Raw genomic sequence first — 17161 nt, 5'->3', positions numbered from 1 at the left:
ATGGCCCGAGCCCCCTTCCAGATCCTCGTGATGCCCTTCCGTCGAGTCGGCGAGCAGATCGAATTCGCCGTGCTGCGACGCGAGGACATGGACGTCTGGCAGGCCGTGGCAGGCGGCGGCGAAGCTGGCGAGACCCCGCAGCAGGCCGCCGCCCGCGAGGCACGTGAAGAGCTCGGCCTCGACCGGGCTGTCCCGCTGTATCCGCTGCAGACCACAGCTAGTGTCCCGGCGCGGTTCTTCGCTGATCGCGTCAGCTGGCCTGCCGGGACCTATGTCGTACCGGAGTACTCGTTCGCCACCGACCTCACCGACATCGAGGTCAAGATCTCCCACGAGCACATCGCCGTCCAGTGGTTGGACTACCAAGCAGCCCAGGATGTGCTGCGGTTCGACAGCAACCGCACGGCCCTCGGCGAACTCCACGAGCGCCTGCTGGCAGCCGACATGCCCCTGCCGGTCGAGTGATCGCCAGTGGCTGACGTGCTCCGACCGCGCCGCACAGTCATACTCGGCCAAGGCTATGTGGGCCTTCCTCTGGCCATCCAGGCAGCGCGGGCCGGCCACCGGGTCGTGGGTTTCGATACCGACGCCCTACGCGTGAAACGGCTCCAGGCAGCAGAGCCATTGAGTCCGGACGTGCCCGCGGTCCAGATCAGGGCTGCCCTGACCAGCGGAAGGTACACGCCGACGGCATGCCCGGGGGATCTGGCCGGGTTCAACGTCGCGGTCATCGCGGTGCCGACCCCGCTGCGGGACTGCGTGCCAGACCTCTCCGCGGTTGAGCAGGCCGGCCAGATACTCGCCCCACACATGCGGCCCGGCTGCATCATCGTCCTCGAATCCACCACCTACCCCGGAACCACAGAGGAGGTCCTGAAACCCTTACTGGAGGATGCGTCCGGACTCACCGCGGGCGCGGACTTCCACCTGGGCTACAGCCCGGAACGCATCGACCCCGGCAACAGAACCTGGACTCTCCAGAACACGCCCAAGATCGTCTCCGGGATCAACACAGCCTCCTTGGAAGCCATCAGTACGTTCTACAAGAGCCTCGTCGACACCGTCGTAGAAGTCGCCTCCATACGCGACGCCGAACTGGCGAAGGTCCTGGAGAACACCTTCCGCCAGGTCAACATCGCCCTGGTCAACGAAATCGCCACCTACGCCAGGCAACTGGGTACGGACATCTGGGCGGCGCTGGACGCCGCCGCGACCAAGCCCTTCGGCTTCATGCGCTTCACGCCAGGCCCCGGTGTCGGCGGACACTGTCTGCCGATCGACCCCACCTACCTGTCCTGGAGAGTCCGGCACCAGACAGGCAGCGCCTTGCGCCTCGTCGAAATGGCTGACGAGATCAACACCTCAATGCCGGCCCACGTCGTACAACGTCTGACCGAGGCACTCAACCGCCGCGGCCTGCCGGTCAAGGGCTCGCATATCCTCCTCCTCGGCCTCGCCTACAAGGCCAACACCGGCGATACCCGGCACTCACCCGCCTTCACCATCGCGCGGCTCCTGATCGCCCAGGGAGCGCAGATCCAGGTGGTCGATCCTCATGTCGAGGAACCCTTCGACCTGGATGCACACGCTCACCATGCCCACCTCACAGCGGCCAATCTGGCGGCATCCGACGCCGTGGTCCTGCTGACCGATCACGATGCATTCGACCTCCGGCTCGTCGAGCGACACGCCGCACACGCTCTGGACTGCCGGGCTCGCCTGAGCGGCACGAACATTGAGCGCCTGTGACACTGCGCCCACTGACCCCGTATCCCGCGAGGACACAGCCTTCCCCAGAACCCCCTAGCCTCCGGCAAGATCACCGCGATGGCTGCTCCCTGGCACGGCTACCCAAGGCTGATCTCCATCTCGAAGTCGGCATGCGGTCCCAAACCTTCGCGGAGTCCTGCGGCGGGCTCGCGCGCTCACATCTGACGCTGCCAGATGCGCAACTGGGTGCACTGGCCTGTACATCACTACGCTCACCCGAAGCCCCGGATGATCTCCTCGCCCGGGTTCGCGGCATCGCGGCTTGGATGGCCGAACCGCGACGGTGACCTCTCTCCTCCAGGAAGACCGACAGCTCCCTCTGGGCTTCACCGCCGACACCGCGCTGGGCTCCTTCACCGAACTCGTGGCGGTGGACACTAGACCTTCTGGAAGCAACCATCACCACCAGCCCGTTAGGAGCATTGCCACCATGGGCCGGACTGAGTATTACCACGACCCGAGAGCCCCCAAGGCGAACACCTTGATCCCGGCCAGCAACCTCCTGGTCGTCAACAGCGACGGCGCCATCTTGCTGCTGCGCCGACGGGACACCGGCCAATTCGCACTGCCCGGTGGCGCACAGGACATCGGAGAGAGCCCCGCCCAATGCGCTATCCGCGAATGCGAGGAAGAGACCGGAATCGTTGCGGAAGTCACTGGATTTCTCGGCATCTACTCAAATCCGGCACACATCATTGCCTACACAGATGGGGAGATTCGCCAGCAGTACGAGGCCACCTACATCGGCAAGCCTGTGGGCGGGACTCCGACGGTGAACGAGGAAGCAGATCAGGTGCGGTGGGTCCGTCCCGAGGACCTCGGTGATCTAGATATTCACGCCAGTATGCGTGAACAGATCGGACACCACCTCGCGGGAACGTACCCATATTTGGGCTAGTTCGAGCCTATCTCGTGAGGTTGGCGATGCTTGTTCTACTCACGCGATGTGAAATCGGGACGGCCTCTGGGTAGCGGGGGTGCGGAGCATCGGGCCGGTCAACTCACTCGGTACATCAAGCCCGTCGAGCAGTTGGACGATCCTGTCGATGTTGGTGAGCTTTCGGACACCGGACTCCAGCATCGATAGGAACGCCTGGCTCAGCCCCGTGATCTGGGCCATGTCGCTCTGTCGGAGGTCGCTTCGAACCCTCACGAGGTGGCAAAGCCTGCCAAAGTCCCGTGCAGCGAGAGACTCCTGGACATCCGCCTGCCCCCAGATCTCAGTTGCCACGCTGGGTGTCGGGACAGACTGCTGCGACATACGCCGGGCGCAACCGCTGCAATACGTCTCGGCGTTGTATCGACTCAGATGGCATAGGCACTGTCCGCATTGGCGGACTCGACTGTCCTTCCTGACGCTCGATGCGGAGGAGGGATACGAGGAGGCGGGCGTCAACTCACTCGTCCTGATATCGGCGGCATCCCTCTCGGCCGACCCTGTGGGGGCTAAATGGCTTTCGCCTGCCGTCCTGACGAAGAGGTTGTGATCGAAGCCGTGTCTCGGCATCGTCGGCACTATCCGCTCCTTTCTTGGTCTCGACGCATTCGGAACATGGAGGTACCGCCACTGGCCGGAGTGATCATGCCTGGCCTCTCGCGCCAATTGCCCCAGAAGGACATATGGGCTGGCTCCGACGCTTATGCGGTCGTACTCACGCGCCACCACGAGGGTGGCTCTGCGTAGGGATATCCAACTCGGCCCATACCGACGACTCGCCGTGCCCGATGCGGTCGCTCACGTCCCATCGGTCGGCTAGTGCCGACACCAGTGCGAAGCCGTGTCCGCCGACCGGAGCCGAAGCGTCAGGGCTCAGCCTCGGAGACCCGTCGTCGGCATCATGCACCTCGATGCGTAGGCCTTTGTCTCTCCGCTGATACCAGGTTTCGATCGCCCGGCCTGGTGCGACGTGGGCACGTCGCACTGTGTTGGTCAGGAGTTCCGAGAGCACGAGGACAGCTGAGTCTGCGATGTCCGCTAGCCCCCATGCCGTCATCGCTTTACGGAGTTCGACGCGGGCTAACCCGACGCATCGCGGGTGCCGGCTCCACCGCAGCACCACTAGGTTGCCGGTACCATCGGTTTGTGGGGTGCCGTTCAGTCGTTTGGGCACATTCTCGCCGCCTCCCATGGCCCGGTGGTCTGATGGGGAAGACCGTAGGGGCGGCAGGCGGGGTGGACCCGGAAGAATTTTCCGGGTGTGCCTTCGAACTTTCCTGAGTTCCCGGTTACTTGATGGCACCCAGCTTCAACGCGAGGTCTTGAACGTCGCGGCGGCGGGAGAGTTTGTGCAGCCGACGAACCAGGTCGCGGGCGAGATCATGCGCTCTCATCTGTTCAGGTGCAATTCGGTAGGCGCGCTTGAGATGATCTGCCGCCTCGTCGATCTGCCCGGCTTCCGCGTTCGCGCGGGCGGCGTCGAGCCGGGCCCGCGCTCGGCGTTCTACTGGGAGTCCTGCTGTTCTGACCTGCGGCGCTATGTCGACGGCTAGTAGCACGTCCTCGAACTCAAGGGCGAGCGCCAACCGGTGGATGTTGACGTTGGCCGGCCCAAAGGAAGTCCACATCTCGTTCGCGTCGCTACCGAGCCGGTCCGCCGCTTCCTGCGCCTTGCCGATCATGTGGTCTGCCAATGCCCGGTTCCGCATCCTTGCTGCTGCCACAGCCCCGTTCAGGAACAGCGTCCCGTACAGCGAGAGGGTGGCCGGAGAGGAGAGCCACCAGCCCCGTTCGAGGTCGTCAGCGGCGTCGAGAGTGACGTTCACGGCCTCCGCCGGCATCCCGGCGCCGAGCTGGACGTGGGCAACGCCTCGTCGCAGTGCGAGGATCGCCCGTGGATCACCCGATTCCACTGCGGCCATGTCGCCCTGGTCAACCGCGGTCCAAGCCAAGTTGATCTCCCCGAGCTTGCGCAGGAGTACGGCGGCGACGTGGCAGGTCAGCGCGAACAATCGAAGTGCGTGGCCTCGTTCGGCACCCACCGTGCGCTCCTGTGCCGCTAACCGGGCGTCCGCCAGCAGCCCTGGCAGGCGTTCTGCTAGCCGTGCGAACTGGCAGTCCTGATAGAGACTCCAAGCTGCTTCCACCTCGAAGGAGAGGCGTTCCAGACGCAGCGGCTCGCGGTCGTCGTACAGCGAGCCCGCGAGCCGTCGGGACTGCATGAGCGCGGCGCGAATGGCCGGGACACTGCCCACATGACTGCCGCGGTCGTCCAGCAGCGTCGGTATTCCCTGGAGGTCCTCAACATGGACGCGCAGAGCGTGTGCCAGGTCCGCGAGCATCTTCACGTTGTTCACGGGGATGCGTTCGGACTCGACGCGGTACACCCAGTCCTCGGAGCGCCCCAGCAGATCGCCAAGCTGCCGTTGGCTCAATCCCCGCCGCTTCCGGTAGTAGCGGACGCGCTCACCGAACGGAAGATGGTCGGTCATGCCTCGCATGGTCACACTCCCCTCACCGTGCATTACTGAGTGTCACACGAGGTGAATGGGCTCAGCAGCGAAACGGGGGACTGGGGCGGCCGGAAATCTAGAACGTAGGGTGTGGCGCATGGCCCAGAACGAGCAGGAACAGCGGATGGCCCGGCCTCGCATGGCAGCCGGCGCGCTGTTCTTCAACACCCAAGGACACGTCCTCTTGGTCCGGCCCTCATACAAGCCCCTGTGGGAGATCCCGGGCGGCTATATCGAGACCGGGGAGTCCCCGCTGGCCGCGTGTAGGCGAGAGGTCCACGAGGAGCTGGGCATCACTCCCCCCATCGGCGAATTGCTTGTCATCGACTGGGCCCCCAGTGACGCTGAAGGAGACAAGGTTCTGTACGTCTTCAACGGCGGCGTGCTCCCCCCGCCCGAGGTGGCATCGATCAAGCTCGCTGCCGATGAGTTGCTCGCCGCGGAGTTCCACCCGTCCGAGCACCTTGATGAGCTACTCATCCCCCGGCTGTCCCGCAGAGTGAAGCGCGCGATCGACGCCCGAACTAGCGGAATTCCTTTCTACCTCGAGCACGGAGAACCGCCGCCCACCTGACCGGTGACGAGTCCACGGATCCGGGCGGCATCAAGGGTGCGGGACGCTGTCCATCAGTATGAGATCGAGTGCGCGATCAACTCGCCGCTCTCGTTGTCTCTTTCGCGGCAAAGCCTCGCTCATTACGAGAAGGCCGGATTCGCTCCGGCCGACGCGGACCGGGTCGCGTCGGCCGCCCGCATCTATGTGCTCGGCAAACGCGCTCGGCGCGGCAGCGATGGAATCGCTCCGTCGCAGGCTGAACCGCGAAGGCATCGGCACGCCAAGTGCTGTATGAACTCCCGAACACCGCAGGACCCAATGGACGGCCAGTGCCGTTCAGACACGTCGGCAAACGCTGTCCGGGAAAGCCACGGGTGTCCGGTCTCAAACAATAGAGTCGTTGTCTCAGCGAACCGAGACGCTCGGGTTTCCACCTCGTTTCTATGTGGCCGGACCGATACGGCGGCCTTGGTTGCGGTTCCCGAACGGACGGGCGTCGTGGACGGCGATAAATTCCGCGATCAGGGCTGCCTCGAAGGTGGCGGGATCCTGGTTCGGGGTCTCCCGCCAGGCCACCAGGAGGGCGTCCGCGTCTGCGAGCTGCCACACGTACCGACCGCCCCAGTGTCCGACGGCCTGGCCCGCGCCGAACCGGCGAAACTCGTCCAACCGCTTGCGCAAGCCCCGCCCGTTACCACCTTCCGATGCCTTGCCGACGTACACCACCTCGGCACCGTCCACCCAGGCATCCTGCAACGTCGCCACGTCCACGGACGGGTCTCGTCCCTTGAAGTGCCCGGCGGGACTGACGGCACGGAATCCAGGCATCTCGCTTTCGGCGCGCACCACCACGTACACGCCGTCTGTCGCCGGTACATCGCTCTCCGGCAAATTCGCGAACCGAACGAATCCCTTGAACCCGCGTGCCGCGAGCGCGGCGCGCGTGAACTGCGTCTCGGCAACCATGCCGAGAATCGTGCACCACGGAGCCGACATCCTGTGCGCCGACGGCGGAGTCAGTCGGCGGCGGGGACCTGACCTGCGACGACTGCATTGGATGAAAGAGAGCGCCAACAGGCTGCCTTCGATGAGACGGCGTCTGGGCTGGATGAGACCGGACAACGGACTGCAGCCTGGCCACCGAAGCGTGCAGGGCTGGAAGGTTCAACACACCCTCTGCAAGGGAAATCACGTCAGCGATATCACTCCTGGAATGTGCGCAAACGCATCGCACCGATCAGTCTTGTGCCTCAACCAGCCTCAGCCGAAGCGTCATGTGGTCGAGGTGCACTTCGAAGCCAAGTCGAGACGCCAGGAGATCGGGGTGCTTGCTCTTCAAAGGCTGTGCGAGGCCACACGGGCCCAGCAACATGCTCTACACCGCTGTGCCTTCCCCCAAGTGGCTCGGACACGGGGGTCAGAAGCTCACATCTGCCATCTCGCAGAGGTCAGCTCCGAAGCCCTGCACTGGTACACGCCGGCCTGTTCCCGATCACTCGGTGGCTGGCGAGTGTTCCGTGGCCGTTAGCGTCTCCGCTGTCGTACTGCTGGCCATCATCACCGTTCTGCTCATTCGGAAGGCTGGGCTGAATGCCGGGCACGCGATCGTCTGCGTCCTCTTGGGCTTCTACCTGGCAAGTTCCTCGATTGCACCAACGATCTCGCAGGCGACAGCGCGCGTGGCCCAACTGATAGGTGAGATCAAGTTCTAGCTGCGAGTTGAACGGCCAGCGGGAGCCAGCACGTCGGTCCGCCTCCTCCTAGCAGCCCACTCGGTCGTCCCGCACGGGCTGGCTCGTCCCCAATGTCGAAGTCCGCTGCGATACGGCGGACGCCCCCTCGGAGGCCCAAGGTGTTAGTCAAAGCCGCAACGGAGCGCGGCGAGGCGCTGTCCCACTCGTCCGAGACGATCGTGACGGGATAGTCATGAGACGCGTACCGGCGTTCGACCGGCACCCAGCCCGGGATGACATCGCGCTGCGGGCAGTGGCGGAGGACGCGGCGATGGGCCGGTGGGAGGGCGCTCGTGAACTGTTGACCGCGACCGGCACGGACTGGGACCGGCGCATCTTTCGCCTGCAGGTCCTGGCTCGCGCCGGAGTGCGGCTGACGTTCGCTGATACGTGGGCGCAGGCCGAGTCGCGGTCACCGCACGCCTTGGCTCTCCTTGCCACCGTCCTGGCTTTGCGGTCGATGGCTGGTCCGCGGGGGGAGGGCAGCAGTGAGGCGATGGAACGGGCCTGGAAGGCGTGCGATGCCGCCTGCGACGCCCTGCCGGCTGATCCGACTCCGTACGTCATCATGCTCGCCCTGCTTCGCTACCACTCCCCGCACTGCGACCGGCAGTGGAGGGCGACGGTGCAGAAGGTGTGGGAGCAGGTCGAGGAGCGAGACCGGTGGAACAGGGAGGCGCACCACGAGCTCCTCACCTACATGTTCCCCACCTGGCACGGCATAGGGGGCGAGGTCTTCCACTGGGCGCAGGAGCAGTGCGCCCAAGCCCCCCGCGGGCTACCGCTGCACACCCTGCCCCTCGTTGCTCTCGCCGAGACCCACCGCATCCGGATGGAGTCGGAAGGACATCGGTACGGACTGACGGTGCATCCGTGGACGGACAACCCCTCGACACAGCAGGCGTGGGCGAACTGGTGGACATACCGGGCACCTTTCAGCCCGCATGCCGCCTTCCAGGAAGACGCCAACTACCTGGCCCACGCCTTGTCTTTCGCGAACCAGCACAGGCAGGCCGCAGAGGTATTTGACGCCATCGGTCCGTACGCCACGGACGCACCCTGGAGCTACTGCGGAGACGCTCAGCAGCTATTCACCCGCCATCGCACCTGGGCGGTCAAGGCATCGGCTCCGTGACCCTGCCGGGCACGTTGACGCCAACTCCACCCATTCAAATGCCAGTTACAACCAGCAGAAGAAGGGCACCGTTATGCCATTGGACATACCGAGCGTCACTCCATCGGAAGAGGAACGCCTCGCCGAGCTCGGCATCACTCAGACACTGGATCGCTCCATGTCGGGGCGCCAGAATTTCGCTGTCAGTTTCACGATCATCAGCATCCTCTCCGGATGCCTGACCATGTACGGCTTCGGGATGAACGCTGGCGGACCCGCCGTGATCATGTGGGGCTGGGTGCTCGTCGGCCTGATGACGCTCTTCGTCGGCCTGGCCATGGCCGAGGTCTGCTCCTCCTACCCAACGTCCGCCGGCCTCTACTTCTGGGCCCACAAACTCGCTCCCCGCAAGTCTGCCCCGGCCTGGGCATGGTTCACCGGCTGGTTCAACACCCTGGGCCAGGTCGCTGTCACCGCGGGCATCGATTTCGGCGCTGCCTCGTTCCTCAACGCCTACCTGGACCTCCAGTTCGGGTACGCCGCCACCCCTGGCCACACCATCACGCTCTTTGGCCTCATCCTGCTGCTGCACGCCGCCGTGAACACGTTCCGGGTGCGCATCGTGGGCTTCTTCAACACCGTCTCCGTGTGGTGGCACCTGATCGGCGTCGTCGTGATCGTCGGGGCGCTCCTGCTCATCCCCGACACGCATCAGTCGCCGGGCTTCGTGTTCACCGAGTTCGTCAACAACACCGGCTGGAGCTCGGCCGTCTACGTCGGCCTGATCGGCCTGTTGATGGCCCAGTACACGTTCACCGGCTACGACGCGTCCGCCCACATGACCGAGGAGACGAAGAACGCCTCCGTCGAAGGGCCGAAAGGAATCGTCCGGTCCATCCTCGTCTCCTGGGCAGCCGGATTCATCCTGCTCTTCGGCCTGACCTTCGCCATCCAGTCCTACACCGGTGCCCTCGACTCCCCGACCGGTGTGCCGCCGGCGCAGATCCTCATGGACGCGCTCGGCGCGAGCACCGGCAAGATGATGCTCCTCATCGTCATCGGCGCCCAACTCTTCTGCGGCATGGCATCGGTCACCGCGAATTCCCGCATGATCTACGCCTTCTCCCGCGACGGTGCACTTCCGTTCTCCGCGGTGTGGCACAAGCTGCACCCGGGAACCCGCACGCCGACTAACGCCGTCTGGCTCGCTGCCGGAGGCGCATTCGTCCTCGGCCTGCCCTACCTGTTCAACACCACCGCGTACGCCGCCGTCACCTCGATCGCGACGATCGGCCTGTACATCGCCTACGTCATTCCCACCCTTCTGCGGCTGCGCCAGGGGGAGAACTTCAAGCGCGGCCCCTGGCACCTCGGGCGCTGGTCCAAGCCCATCGGTGTTCTCGCGGTGGCCTGGGTCGCATTCATCACCCTCTTGTTCATGCTCCCCCAAGCCAGCCCGGTGACCATCGAGACGTTCAACTACGCACCCCTGGCCGTCGGCGTGGTGCTCGCCTTCTCCGGAACCTGGTGGCTTGTCTCCGCACGCAAGTGGTTCCTCAACCCGAACCACGCACGGAACACCACTCCGCTTGCCCCTGCGCCTCAGAGGGCGACCCGATGACACAGTCGGCGGGCAGGCGACTTCCCCACGCAAGGGCGAAGCTCACGCCCGGCTGAAAGACGCACCACCCCTCGCATCCATGTAGCAAGATCATTTCATCCGTCCAGCTAGTACTCCAGCTGTAGATCGTATTCGCGCTGATGAGGGCTGGTTCGGGAACAGGCACGGCCACCGATGATCATCGTTGTTTGTGAAGACGAACGAAGAGTCGGTGGCCGCAGGCCACAACATAGATCCCGGCCGTTGGCGGGAGGCGTTCGAGGTCGCCATGGGCCGGATCGCGGCCCGGTTCACCCGAGTCGAACCCCGGCTGCGGGTAGGCCGGTTGGTGCTGGGCTTGATGTCGGACCTGCCCCGCAAGAACTGCTGGACAATCGCGGAGTGGGCCGGGGAGAAGACCCCGCACGGTATGCAGCATCTGCTGTGCCGGGCGTCCTGGGACGCTGATGCCGTGCGTGACGACGTGCGCGAGTACGTCGTTGAACATCTCCATGACGATCAGGCGGTGCTGGTCGTGGACGAGACTGGCGACGTGAAGAAGGGCACCCGCACGGTCGGGGTGCAGCGCCAGTACACCGGCACGGCCGGCCCGATCGAGAACTCTCAGGTCGCCGTCTATCTCGTCTATGCGGGTGCCCGCGGACACGCGGCGGTGGACCGGGAGTTGTACGTGCCGCGCTCGTGGACCTCGGACCCGGATCGCTGCCGGGCGGCCGGCCTGGGCGAGGACGTCGTCTTCGCGACCAAGCCGGAGCTGGCCCGGGTGATGATCGAACGGTTCCTGGACGCTGGCCACCGCATCGGCTGGGTGACCGGCGACGAGGTCTACGGCGGCAACCCGAGACTGCGGGCAACCCTGGAAGGACGCGGCTTGGGCTACGTGCTGGCAGTGGCCTGCACGTCCGAAGTCGCCACCGGCGCGGGCAAGTTCCGCGCCGACGCACTGGCGGCAAGGCTGCCCAGGCGGGCCTGGCAGAAGCTCTCCGCCGGACGCGGTGCGAAAGGCCACCGTTACTACGACTGGGCCGTCATCGACCTCGTCGACCCGGCGCAGGGCCACCGTCAGCTGCTGGTCCGGCGCAACCGCACCACCGGCGAACTTTCTTACTACCGTTGCCACTCCACCGAGCCGGTACCGCTGAGCACTCTGGTCAGGACGGCTGGCTCCAGGTGGCGGGTGGAGGAGACCTTTCAGACCGAGAAGGGCCTGACCGGTCTCGATGAACACCAAGTCCGTCGATATCCGTCCTGGAGCCGCTGGGTCACCCTCGCCATGCTCGCCCACGCTTTCCTCGCTGTCGTCCGCGCCGACGAACACGCACGCGGCCCAGGCCCCGACGACCAGATCCCGCTTTCCTGCAACGAGATCCAGCACCTGTTCCTCACCGTCGTCGTCCGACCCTTTCACGACCTCGCTCACCGGCTCGGCTGGTCCGACTGGCGACGCCGCCACCAGGCACGATCACGCACCAGCCATTACCGGAGGCGAGCCGTATCCCAAGCATGAAGATCACGATCTACGGCTTGGGCTCAGGCAGCTCTTCGCCCTCTCCACAAGGCTCCTCGGAGTGCTCGGCGATCCATGCCAGAGCCTCGGGCGAGATCTGACCGATCCCGGGCGCCTGGCCGCGCGCAGCCAAACGGCGCAGTAGCTCAGAGTGCTCAACTGGGAAGTGCACCAGCCTCCATCGAGCCCCGAGCCCGACTACAAGCTGCTTGTATTTCTCCCGCTCCGCACGAGTACCGAGCCCGTGATCAAAGACCACCGAGAGCCCTGCGGCGACCAGTTCCACCAGTTCCCGGCACACGCTTTCGACCACGGGCGCGAGCAGGGCGAGATGGCGCTCTTCCGGGTAGTCCTCACCGAGCCGACCGTGATGAGCGACCATGCGCTCATCCACGGACAACCGGAACACACCCTGCCGCTGCAACGCCTGCGCATAGGTGCTCTTGCCTGATCCAGGCAGCCCCACGAGCAGAAAGACCACAGGCTTCGTATCGGTCACGCCAGCCAATCTAGCTGAGAACGGGCAGGTCACCCGCCCTACCTACCGTGATCAACAGTCGCGCTCAGGTGCACTCCAGCGGAGATTCCAATCTACAGCTGGAGTACTAGGCACGAGCCCGCGGTACGGCCAACGCAGAAGTCCGTACCGCGTGCGCGCTGCCGCATGCCAGTCCAGAGAAGGGCCCTCGGGACCTGCGCGCCCCTCTGCAATCCTCGACGGGTGCGGCTCTTCTCAAGGGAACGTGAGCTGCCCGGCAGCGGCGTATGGCAGGCTCGGGTCCCGTGATTGATGACTTCGCGAAAGAGCGCCTGCAGGCCGATCTGCGAGAGATGCGTGAGGTGATGCTCTGGAAGGCCGACGGGCTTGGCGAGTACGACGTGCGTCGCCCGCTGACCTCGACGGGTACCAACCTTCTCGGCCTGATCAAGCACTTGTCGATCTTGGAGTCCAGGTACTTCGGCGAAGTCTTCGACCGGCCATTCCCTGAAGCTCTGCCCCTGTGGGACAGCGCCGAAGAGCGCGACGCCGACCTGTGGGCAACCGAGCACGAGACACGTGCAGAGATCATCGACCGCTACCGCCGCGTCTGGGAGCACTCCGACGCGACGATCACCGCTCTCGCCATAGACGCCCCCGGCCGCGTGCCCTGGTGGCCACGGCCTGACGTGAAGCTGTTCAACATCCTGCTCCACATGCTCACCGAGACCAGCCGGCACGCCGGACACGCCGACATCCTGCGTGAACAGCTCGACAACTCGACAGGGACAACAGCCGGATACTCGGTTCCACAGAACGATGCGCCCTTCTGGGAAGCCCACCGAGCGAAGATCGAGCGAGCTGCCAAAACAGCTGCGGAAAAGGATCGGCACTCGACTTCGCCATAGACGCTTGGTCAGGGTGTGCATGAATGAGTCCCTATCTACTGTGGCGGTGGAGGAGGCAACTGGGATGGGCTCATTGTTCGAGGAGTTGGAGGCCCGGGAGGCGGCTGCTCGGGTGCGGGTGGATGAGCCCGAGGATCAACTGGCCGAAGTTGACGGTTGGTTGGAGGAGGCCCGGGAGTGCGCGAAGTCCGGCCTGTTCACCCCGGCCCCGCCGGGTACGCTCCTTCAGTCCTTGGTCGAGAGGAGTTGCTGAGTGGCCTTGTTGAGTGGACCCGTTCTGCGTACCCAGAGGCTTGTGATGGAGCCGATCAGCCGTGGGGACAGCGACGATCTCTTTGAGGCCGTGGTCAGTCAGGCCAGCGTTATGCAGTGGCTGGCGACCGGCCGGGCGGACAGTCGTTCTGCGGCCAAGGCCATGTGCGACGACCACATCGCCCACTGGACCAGACACGGATACGGCGACTATGCGGTCAGGGATGCGGCAACGCACGTGTTTCTCGGCCGGGTGGGACTGCGTAATCGGGCCCAGCACGGAGTTGACCTCGGTTTCGCCGTGCACCCACGGGCCCAAGGACGTGGGATCGCCGGCGAGGCAGGCCGTGCGTGCCTGGACCTGGCGTTTCGCCGCCTCTCGCTCCCTGCCGTTTCCGCGTTCGTCCTGCCCGGCAATACGGCCTCGATCGCGGTACTGCGCCGCCTGGGCGCCCAGGCGGACGGGACTGTCCAGTCCAGTGGCCTGCATTGTCTGCGCTACCGGTTTGACCGCGCCGCTGCGGAGCACGTGGCGGACGACGGTGGTGCGGACCTTCAGATGAACCTTGCGATGGGACCCGGTTCTCCGGATGACAAAGCCGCACTCCGCGATGGTCTGCCCGACCCCTTCGGGCTGGATGGGCCCGGTCTGGTGTGGGCTGACAAACAGCACACCCTCACTGCTGTCTCCGAAGGCCGGCCGGTGGCTTCCGCGGGATGGCTGCTGCGGGACATGGCCTTCGACGGATTGCCGCGCCGCGCCGCGGGGCTGGGCGATGTGCTGGTGCACCCCGCGTATCGAGGCCAGGGCATCGCCCGGACGGTAATCAGCGTGGCGGTCGAACACGCACGAGCGGCCGGCGCCGACACGGTGATCCTGCTCTGCCGCCCGGCCCTGGTCTCGCTCTACACGCAGCTGGGATGGAGTCGGCTCTCCGTGCCCGCCACCCTCCAGCAGCCCGACGGCGCACGAACCTCGCCACTGACAACCATGATCTACGACCTGGCCAACCTGCCTCATCCAACCACCAGCGTGGACCTGCGGGGCCTGCCCTTCTGATCTGCTGAGCAATTCACCGTGTGGTCAGACTGCTTCGGCTTGTCGGCGCGGGTATCGGAAGACCTTGCCGGGGAAGATCACGCATGCCTCGGCTGCCGTGTTGTAGTTGACGTACCAGCCTCCCGTCGGAGCGAGGCAGGTGGCCATGTGCTGGGCGAGGCGTTCGGCTTCGGCTTCGGCTTCGGCTTCGGCTTCTGGAGCGGTGAAGTCTAGGAGGGTCCATTGTCGTGGCTGGTCAGCAGCCGTGGTGGCAACTTCGATCCGCGCAATCTTGGTGACCTGCAGCGGGATCCCGCTCAGCTCGGCTCCGACGCGCAGACTCTCGGCGATGAGTACGCCCTCAAGCACCCGGTCCTCCTTGATCTCGGTGCGGTGAGACTAACGGGGCGGCGGCTGCTGTTGCGGTAACCACGTTGTTGTTGCCTGTGGTTGATGGTCGTCAGGTCTCCTAATCTCGACTGTAGAGAGGCAGGGGGACGGCGATGGGCTCGTTGATCGAGGAGTTAGAGCCGCGGGAGGCGGCGGGCCGTGTCCGGGTGGAGGAACTCGAGGCGGAGATCGCGGGGTTGACCGCGCGACTCGAGGGCGAGAAGCAGACGTGGTCTCGGCTGCGGATCACTCGGGAGACGGTGGCCGAGGTGATCACGGAGTTGTCCGGGCAGGCGCCGGCCGAGGCTGCGATGTCGCCGCAGGAGCCGGTGGCACCCGAGATGCGGGTGGTGGGGGCGATCATGGTGCCGCACTGGCGGGAGGGTCTCACGGCGGACGCCCTGCCGGATGTGTATCGGGACATCGTGGAGGTGATCGCGGACGCGGCGGGGCCGATGCAGGCGAAGCAGATCGTGCCCCGGATCGGGCTGCCGGCGGTGACCGGGAAGATCGAGGGGACGCGGGGCAAGCTGAAACGGCTGGTGCAGCGTGGCTGGCTGATCGAGGACCAGCCCGGACGGTTCTGTCCGGCTCACCCGGGGCCGGGCGGGGAATCGGTGAACTCGCGGAACGATAAAGGCTCTTCTCTCTAGATTCGAAGGTGCGAACCGATCCGAACCGGCGAAAGAAGAGCCGGGTGAAACCGTACGACACCTTCGATGCCATCGACTCCTTCACCGCCTCGGCAAGGGCCTTCGAATGCCTGACAGGCACGCTGGCAGCACCGCAGTCGGCCGCTTTGGCCCACCACGAGTTGGAAGAACTCGTGGAGGTCAGGGGCCGGGAGCTGTTGCGGCTGCTGCTGCAGGACCACTTCGATCTCCGCGCCGCACGGGAGCGGGACCAGATCCAGGAACGATCCCCCGCTGCGGACACGGAAGTGGTCCGGGGTGCGGACGGGCTGGTCCGTCCGCACCGTGAGCTGGGGCATTCTCGCAAACTGGCCTGTCTGTTCGGCACGGTCACCGTGACGCGGACCGCCTGGCGGCAGAAGGGACTGATCAACGTCTATCCCACTGACGTCGAGCTCTCGCTGCCCGCTGGCCGGCACTCCTTCGGCTTGCGTCGCCTGGCCGTGCTCGAAGCCGTCCGCGGCTCATACGACCAGGCGAAAAGAGCGATCGACGGCCGCTGCGGGAAGGTGCTGGGCAAACGGCAGGCCGAACAACTGGTCATCGCGGCAGCGGCGGATGTCGACGACTTCTACCGGGGCACGATCCCTCTCCCCTCGACTGCCTCCACCGCACTCGTGATGCAGGTCGACGGGAAGGGCGTCGTGATGCGGCCCGAGGCCCTGCGGCCCGCGACGCGCAAAGCACATCTGAACGCTCAGCATGCTCTGCGGACCCGGCTCGCCCCGGGCGAGAAGCCGCACCGCAAGCGGATGGCCACCTTGGCCTGCGTCTTCGATTCCGACCCGGCACCGCGCCGGCCGCACGATGTGATCGCCCCGCCCGAGGGCCGCAACGCCACCGCCCGGACGCCTCGCTCCGGGCCGAGAGCGCAGAGAAAATGGCTCACCGCTTCCCTGATACATCCGCCCGAACAGGTCATCGCCGCCGCGTTCGACCAGGCCGTCGCCCGCGACCGGGACCACCTGCGCAACTGGGTCATCCTGGTCGACGGCGCCCGCCACCAACTCGACCTGATCCAGGCCGAAGCCGACCGTCGGGACATCGAAGTGCACATCCTGCTCGACTTCGTGCACGTGACTGAGTACATCTGGGACGCCGCTCACTGCTTTCACAAGCCCGGCACCCCGGCGGCCGAAGCCTGGGTGGCCGGCCACCTCACCACGATCCTCCACGGCCAGGCCGACCGCGCCGCCGTTGAGATCACCACCCAGGCCAACCGGGCCGGCCTGCATGGCACTCGGCGCGAGGGCGCCAATGCCTGCGTCCGCTACCTCACCGGCCACTTTGACCAACTCCGCTACGACACCGCCCTGGCGGCGGGCCGGCCGATCGCCACCGGCGCGATCGAAGGTGCCTGCCGCCACATCGTGGGCGACCGCCTCGACATCACCGGCGCCCGCTGGGGCCTCAACGGCGCCGAGGCCATCCTCAAACTCCGCACCCTGGCAGACAACGGCGACTTTCATACCTACTGGGCATTTCACCTCGCCCGCGAGCACAAACGGCTCTACCCCACCCCTGACCAGCACAGCTACGACCTCACGGCCTGATCAGGAACATCCCTACAAGAGAGCCACACCCATCCTCGACTACGAGTCACTTGTCGACGGTCATGTATTTCCCCACCGGCAGCGTCAGCTTCCCCGCC

Annotated in this window: 18 protein-coding genes; 12 read left to right on the top strand and 6 right to left on the bottom strand. The window is 65.6% G+C overall.

The annotated features are described in order from the left end of the window. The 3 genes from AB0E78_RS33380 to AB0E78_RS33370 all read left to right on the top strand — a co-directional run bounded on the left by AB0E78_RS33380 (position 1) and on the right by AB0E78_RS33370 (position 2668). Entirely contained in the window at positions 1-465 is a 465-nt protein-coding gene (locus AB0E78_RS33380; RefSeq protein ID WP_361840625.1) for an NUDIX pyrophosphatase, read from the top strand. Between the two features lie 15 nt (positions 466-480). After that, positions 481-1749, top strand: a complete 1269-nt coding sequence (locus AB0E78_RS33375) for a nucleotide sugar dehydrogenase (RefSeq protein WP_361841235.1) — start codon at positions 481-483, stop codon at positions 1747-1749. A 451-nt stretch (positions 1750-2200) separates the two neighbouring features. Beyond that, on the top strand, positions 2201-2668 hold the full coding sequence (locus tag AB0E78_RS33370) for an NUDIX domain-containing protein (RefSeq protein WP_361841232.1): 468 nt from the start codon (positions 2201-2203) through the stop codon (positions 2666-2668). A gap of 39 nt (positions 2669-2707) precedes the next feature. On the opposite strand, the gene AB0E78_RS33365 is transcribed toward AB0E78_RS33370, so the two are convergent. The 3 genes from AB0E78_RS33365 to AB0E78_RS33355 form a co-directional block, all read right to left on the bottom strand. Continuing rightward, a complete protein-coding gene (locus AB0E78_RS33365; protein ID WP_361840622.1) occupies positions 2708-3031 on the bottom strand; it encodes a helix-turn-helix transcriptional regulator in 324 nt (107 codons plus the stop codon). A 391-nt stretch (positions 3032-3422) separates the two neighbouring features. Then, positions 3423-3899 (bottom strand): ATP-binding protein, encoded by a 477-nt coding sequence (locus AB0E78_RS33360; RefSeq protein ID WP_361840619.1) that lies wholly within the window; start codon positions 3897-3899, stop codon positions 3423-3425. A gap of 97 nt (positions 3900-3996) precedes the next feature. Then, entirely contained in the window at positions 3997-5199 is a 1203-nt protein-coding gene (locus AB0E78_RS33355) for a helix-turn-helix transcriptional regulator (protein ID WP_361840616.1), read from the bottom strand. 118 nt (positions 5200-5317) lie between these two features. Between AB0E78_RS33355 and AB0E78_RS33350 the strand changes: the two genes are divergently transcribed. Beyond that, positions 5318-5794, top strand: coding sequence for an NUDIX hydrolase (locus AB0E78_RS33350; protein WP_361840614.1), 477 nt, complete (start codon positions 5318-5320; stop codon positions 5792-5794). 423 nt (positions 5795-6217) lie between these two features. Here the strand turns inward: AB0E78_RS33350 and AB0E78_RS33345 are convergent, their stop codons facing one another. Further along, positions 6218-6742, bottom strand: coding sequence for a hypothetical protein (locus AB0E78_RS33345; protein WP_361840612.1), 525 nt, complete (start codon positions 6740-6742; stop codon positions 6218-6220). 551 nt (positions 6743-7293) lie between these two features. Here AB0E78_RS33345 and AB0E78_RS33340 point away from each other — a divergent pair. From AB0E78_RS33340 to AB0E78_RS33325, 4 genes are all read left to right on the top strand, one after another. Then, positions 7294-7488 (top strand): hypothetical protein, encoded by a 195-nt coding sequence (locus tag AB0E78_RS33340; RefSeq protein WP_361840609.1) that lies wholly within the window; start codon positions 7294-7296, stop codon positions 7486-7488. 214 nt (positions 7489-7702) lie between these two features. Beyond that, complete coding sequence (locus AB0E78_RS33335) at positions 7703-8644, top strand: hypothetical protein (RefSeq protein WP_361840606.1); 942 nt, start codon at positions 7703-7705, stop codon at positions 8642-8644. A gap of 73 nt (positions 8645-8717) precedes the next feature. Then, the gene (locus AB0E78_RS33330; RefSeq protein WP_361840603.1) at positions 8718-10244 is read left to right on the top strand and encodes an amino acid permease; all 1527 of its coding nucleotides are present in this window, start codon (positions 8718-8720) and stop codon (positions 10242-10244) included. A 268-nt stretch (positions 10245-10512) separates the two neighbouring features. Next, positions 10513-11751 carry an IS701 family transposase gene (locus tag AB0E78_RS33325; protein ID WP_361841230.1) on the top strand — a complete coding sequence of 413 codons (1239 nt, stop codon included), beginning with the start codon at positions 10513-10515 and terminating at the stop codon, positions 11749-11751. 10 nt (positions 11752-11761) lie between these two features. Here the strand turns inward: AB0E78_RS33325 and AB0E78_RS33320 are convergent, their stop codons facing one another. Further along, entirely contained in the window at positions 11762-12250 is a 489-nt protein-coding gene (locus tag AB0E78_RS33320; protein ID WP_361840600.1) for an ATP-binding protein, read from the bottom strand. Between the two features lie 284 nt (positions 12251-12534). On the opposite strand from AB0E78_RS33320, the gene AB0E78_RS33315 reads away from it, so the two are divergent. Further along, the gene (locus AB0E78_RS33315) at positions 12535-13137 is read left to right on the top strand and encodes a DinB family protein (protein ID WP_361840598.1); all 603 of its coding nucleotides are present in this window, start codon (positions 12535-12537) and stop codon (positions 13135-13137) included. Positions 13138-13435: 298 nt separating this feature from the next. Then, complete coding sequence (locus tag AB0E78_RS33310; RefSeq protein WP_361841228.1) at positions 13436-14449, top strand: GNAT family N-acetyltransferase; 1014 nt, start codon at positions 13436-13438, stop codon at positions 14447-14449. 24 nt (positions 14450-14473) lie between these two features. Here AB0E78_RS33310 and AB0E78_RS33305 read toward each other — a convergent pair whose 3' ends face one another. Next, a complete protein-coding gene (locus AB0E78_RS33305; RefSeq protein ID WP_361840595.1) occupies positions 14474-14797 on the bottom strand; it encodes a hypothetical protein in 324 nt (107 codons plus the stop codon). A gap of 134 nt (positions 14798-14931) precedes the next feature. Here AB0E78_RS33305 and AB0E78_RS33300 point away from each other — a divergent pair, with 134 nt between their 5' ends. Next, positions 14932-15471 (top strand): hypothetical protein, encoded by a 540-nt coding sequence (locus AB0E78_RS33300; RefSeq protein ID WP_361840592.1) that lies wholly within the window; start codon positions 14932-14934, stop codon positions 15469-15471. A 44-nt stretch (positions 15472-15515) separates the two neighbouring features. Next, entirely contained in the window at positions 15516-17063 is a 1548-nt protein-coding gene (locus AB0E78_RS33295) for an ISKra4 family transposase (protein WP_361840590.1), read from the top strand. Positions 17064-17161 lie beyond the last annotated feature (98 nt).

Origin of the sequence: Streptomyces sp. NPDC032198 (assembly GCF_040636975.1) — a bacterium.
GTDB lineage: Bacteria > Actinomycetota > Actinomycetes > Streptomycetales > Streptomycetaceae > Streptomyces.
The sequence above is the reverse complement of the archived record's forward strand: the minus strand, read 5'-3'. Positions and strand labels throughout refer to the sequence as shown.

What these genes read in the sequence shown, in the direction of transcription:
- AB0E78_RS33380 (WP_361840625.1), top strand. Translation starts at nt 1, where the DNA reads ATGGCCCGAGCCCCCTTCCAGATCCTCGTGATGCCCTTCCGTCGAGTC.
- AB0E78_RS33370 (WP_361841232.1), top strand. Translation starts at nt 2,201, where the DNA reads ATGGGCCGGACTGAGTATTACCACGACCCGAGAGCCCCCAAGGCGAAC.
- AB0E78_RS33365 (WP_361840622.1), bottom strand. Translation starts at nt 3,031, where the DNA reads ATGTCGCAGCAGTCTGTCCCGACACCCAGCGTGGCAACTGAGATCTGG.
- AB0E78_RS33360 (WP_361840619.1), bottom strand. Translation starts at nt 3,899, where the DNA reads ATGGGAGGCGGCGAGAATGTGCCCAAACGACTGAACGGCACCCCACAA.
- AB0E78_RS33355 (WP_361840616.1), bottom strand. Translation starts at nt 5,199, where the DNA reads ATGACCGACCATCTTCCGTTCGGTGAGCGCGTCCGCTACTACCGGAAG.
- AB0E78_RS33350 (WP_361840614.1), top strand. Translation starts at nt 5,318, where the DNA reads ATGGCCCAGAACGAGCAGGAACAGCGGATGGCCCGGCCTCGCATGGCA.
- AB0E78_RS33345 (WP_361840612.1), bottom strand. Translation starts at nt 6,742, where the DNA reads ATGGTTGCCGAGACGCAGTTCACGCGCGCCGCGCTCGCGGCACGCGGG.
- AB0E78_RS33335 (WP_361840606.1), top strand. Translation starts at nt 7,703, where the DNA reads ATGAGACGCGTACCGGCGTTCGACCGGCACCCAGCCCGGGATGACATC.
- AB0E78_RS33330 (WP_361840603.1), top strand. Translation starts at nt 8,718, where the DNA reads ATGCCATTGGACATACCGAGCGTCACTCCATCGGAAGAGGAACGCCTC.
- AB0E78_RS33325 (WP_361841230.1), top strand. Translation starts at nt 10,513, where the DNA reads ATGGGCCGGATCGCGGCCCGGTTCACCCGAGTCGAACCCCGGCTGCGG.
- AB0E78_RS33310 (WP_361841228.1), top strand. Translation starts at nt 13,436, where the DNA reads ATGGAGCCGATCAGCCGTGGGGACAGCGACGATCTCTTTGAGGCCGTG.
- AB0E78_RS33300 (WP_361840592.1), top strand. Translation starts at nt 14,932, where the DNA reads ATGGGCTCGTTGATCGAGGAGTTAGAGCCGCGGGAGGCGGCGGGCCGT.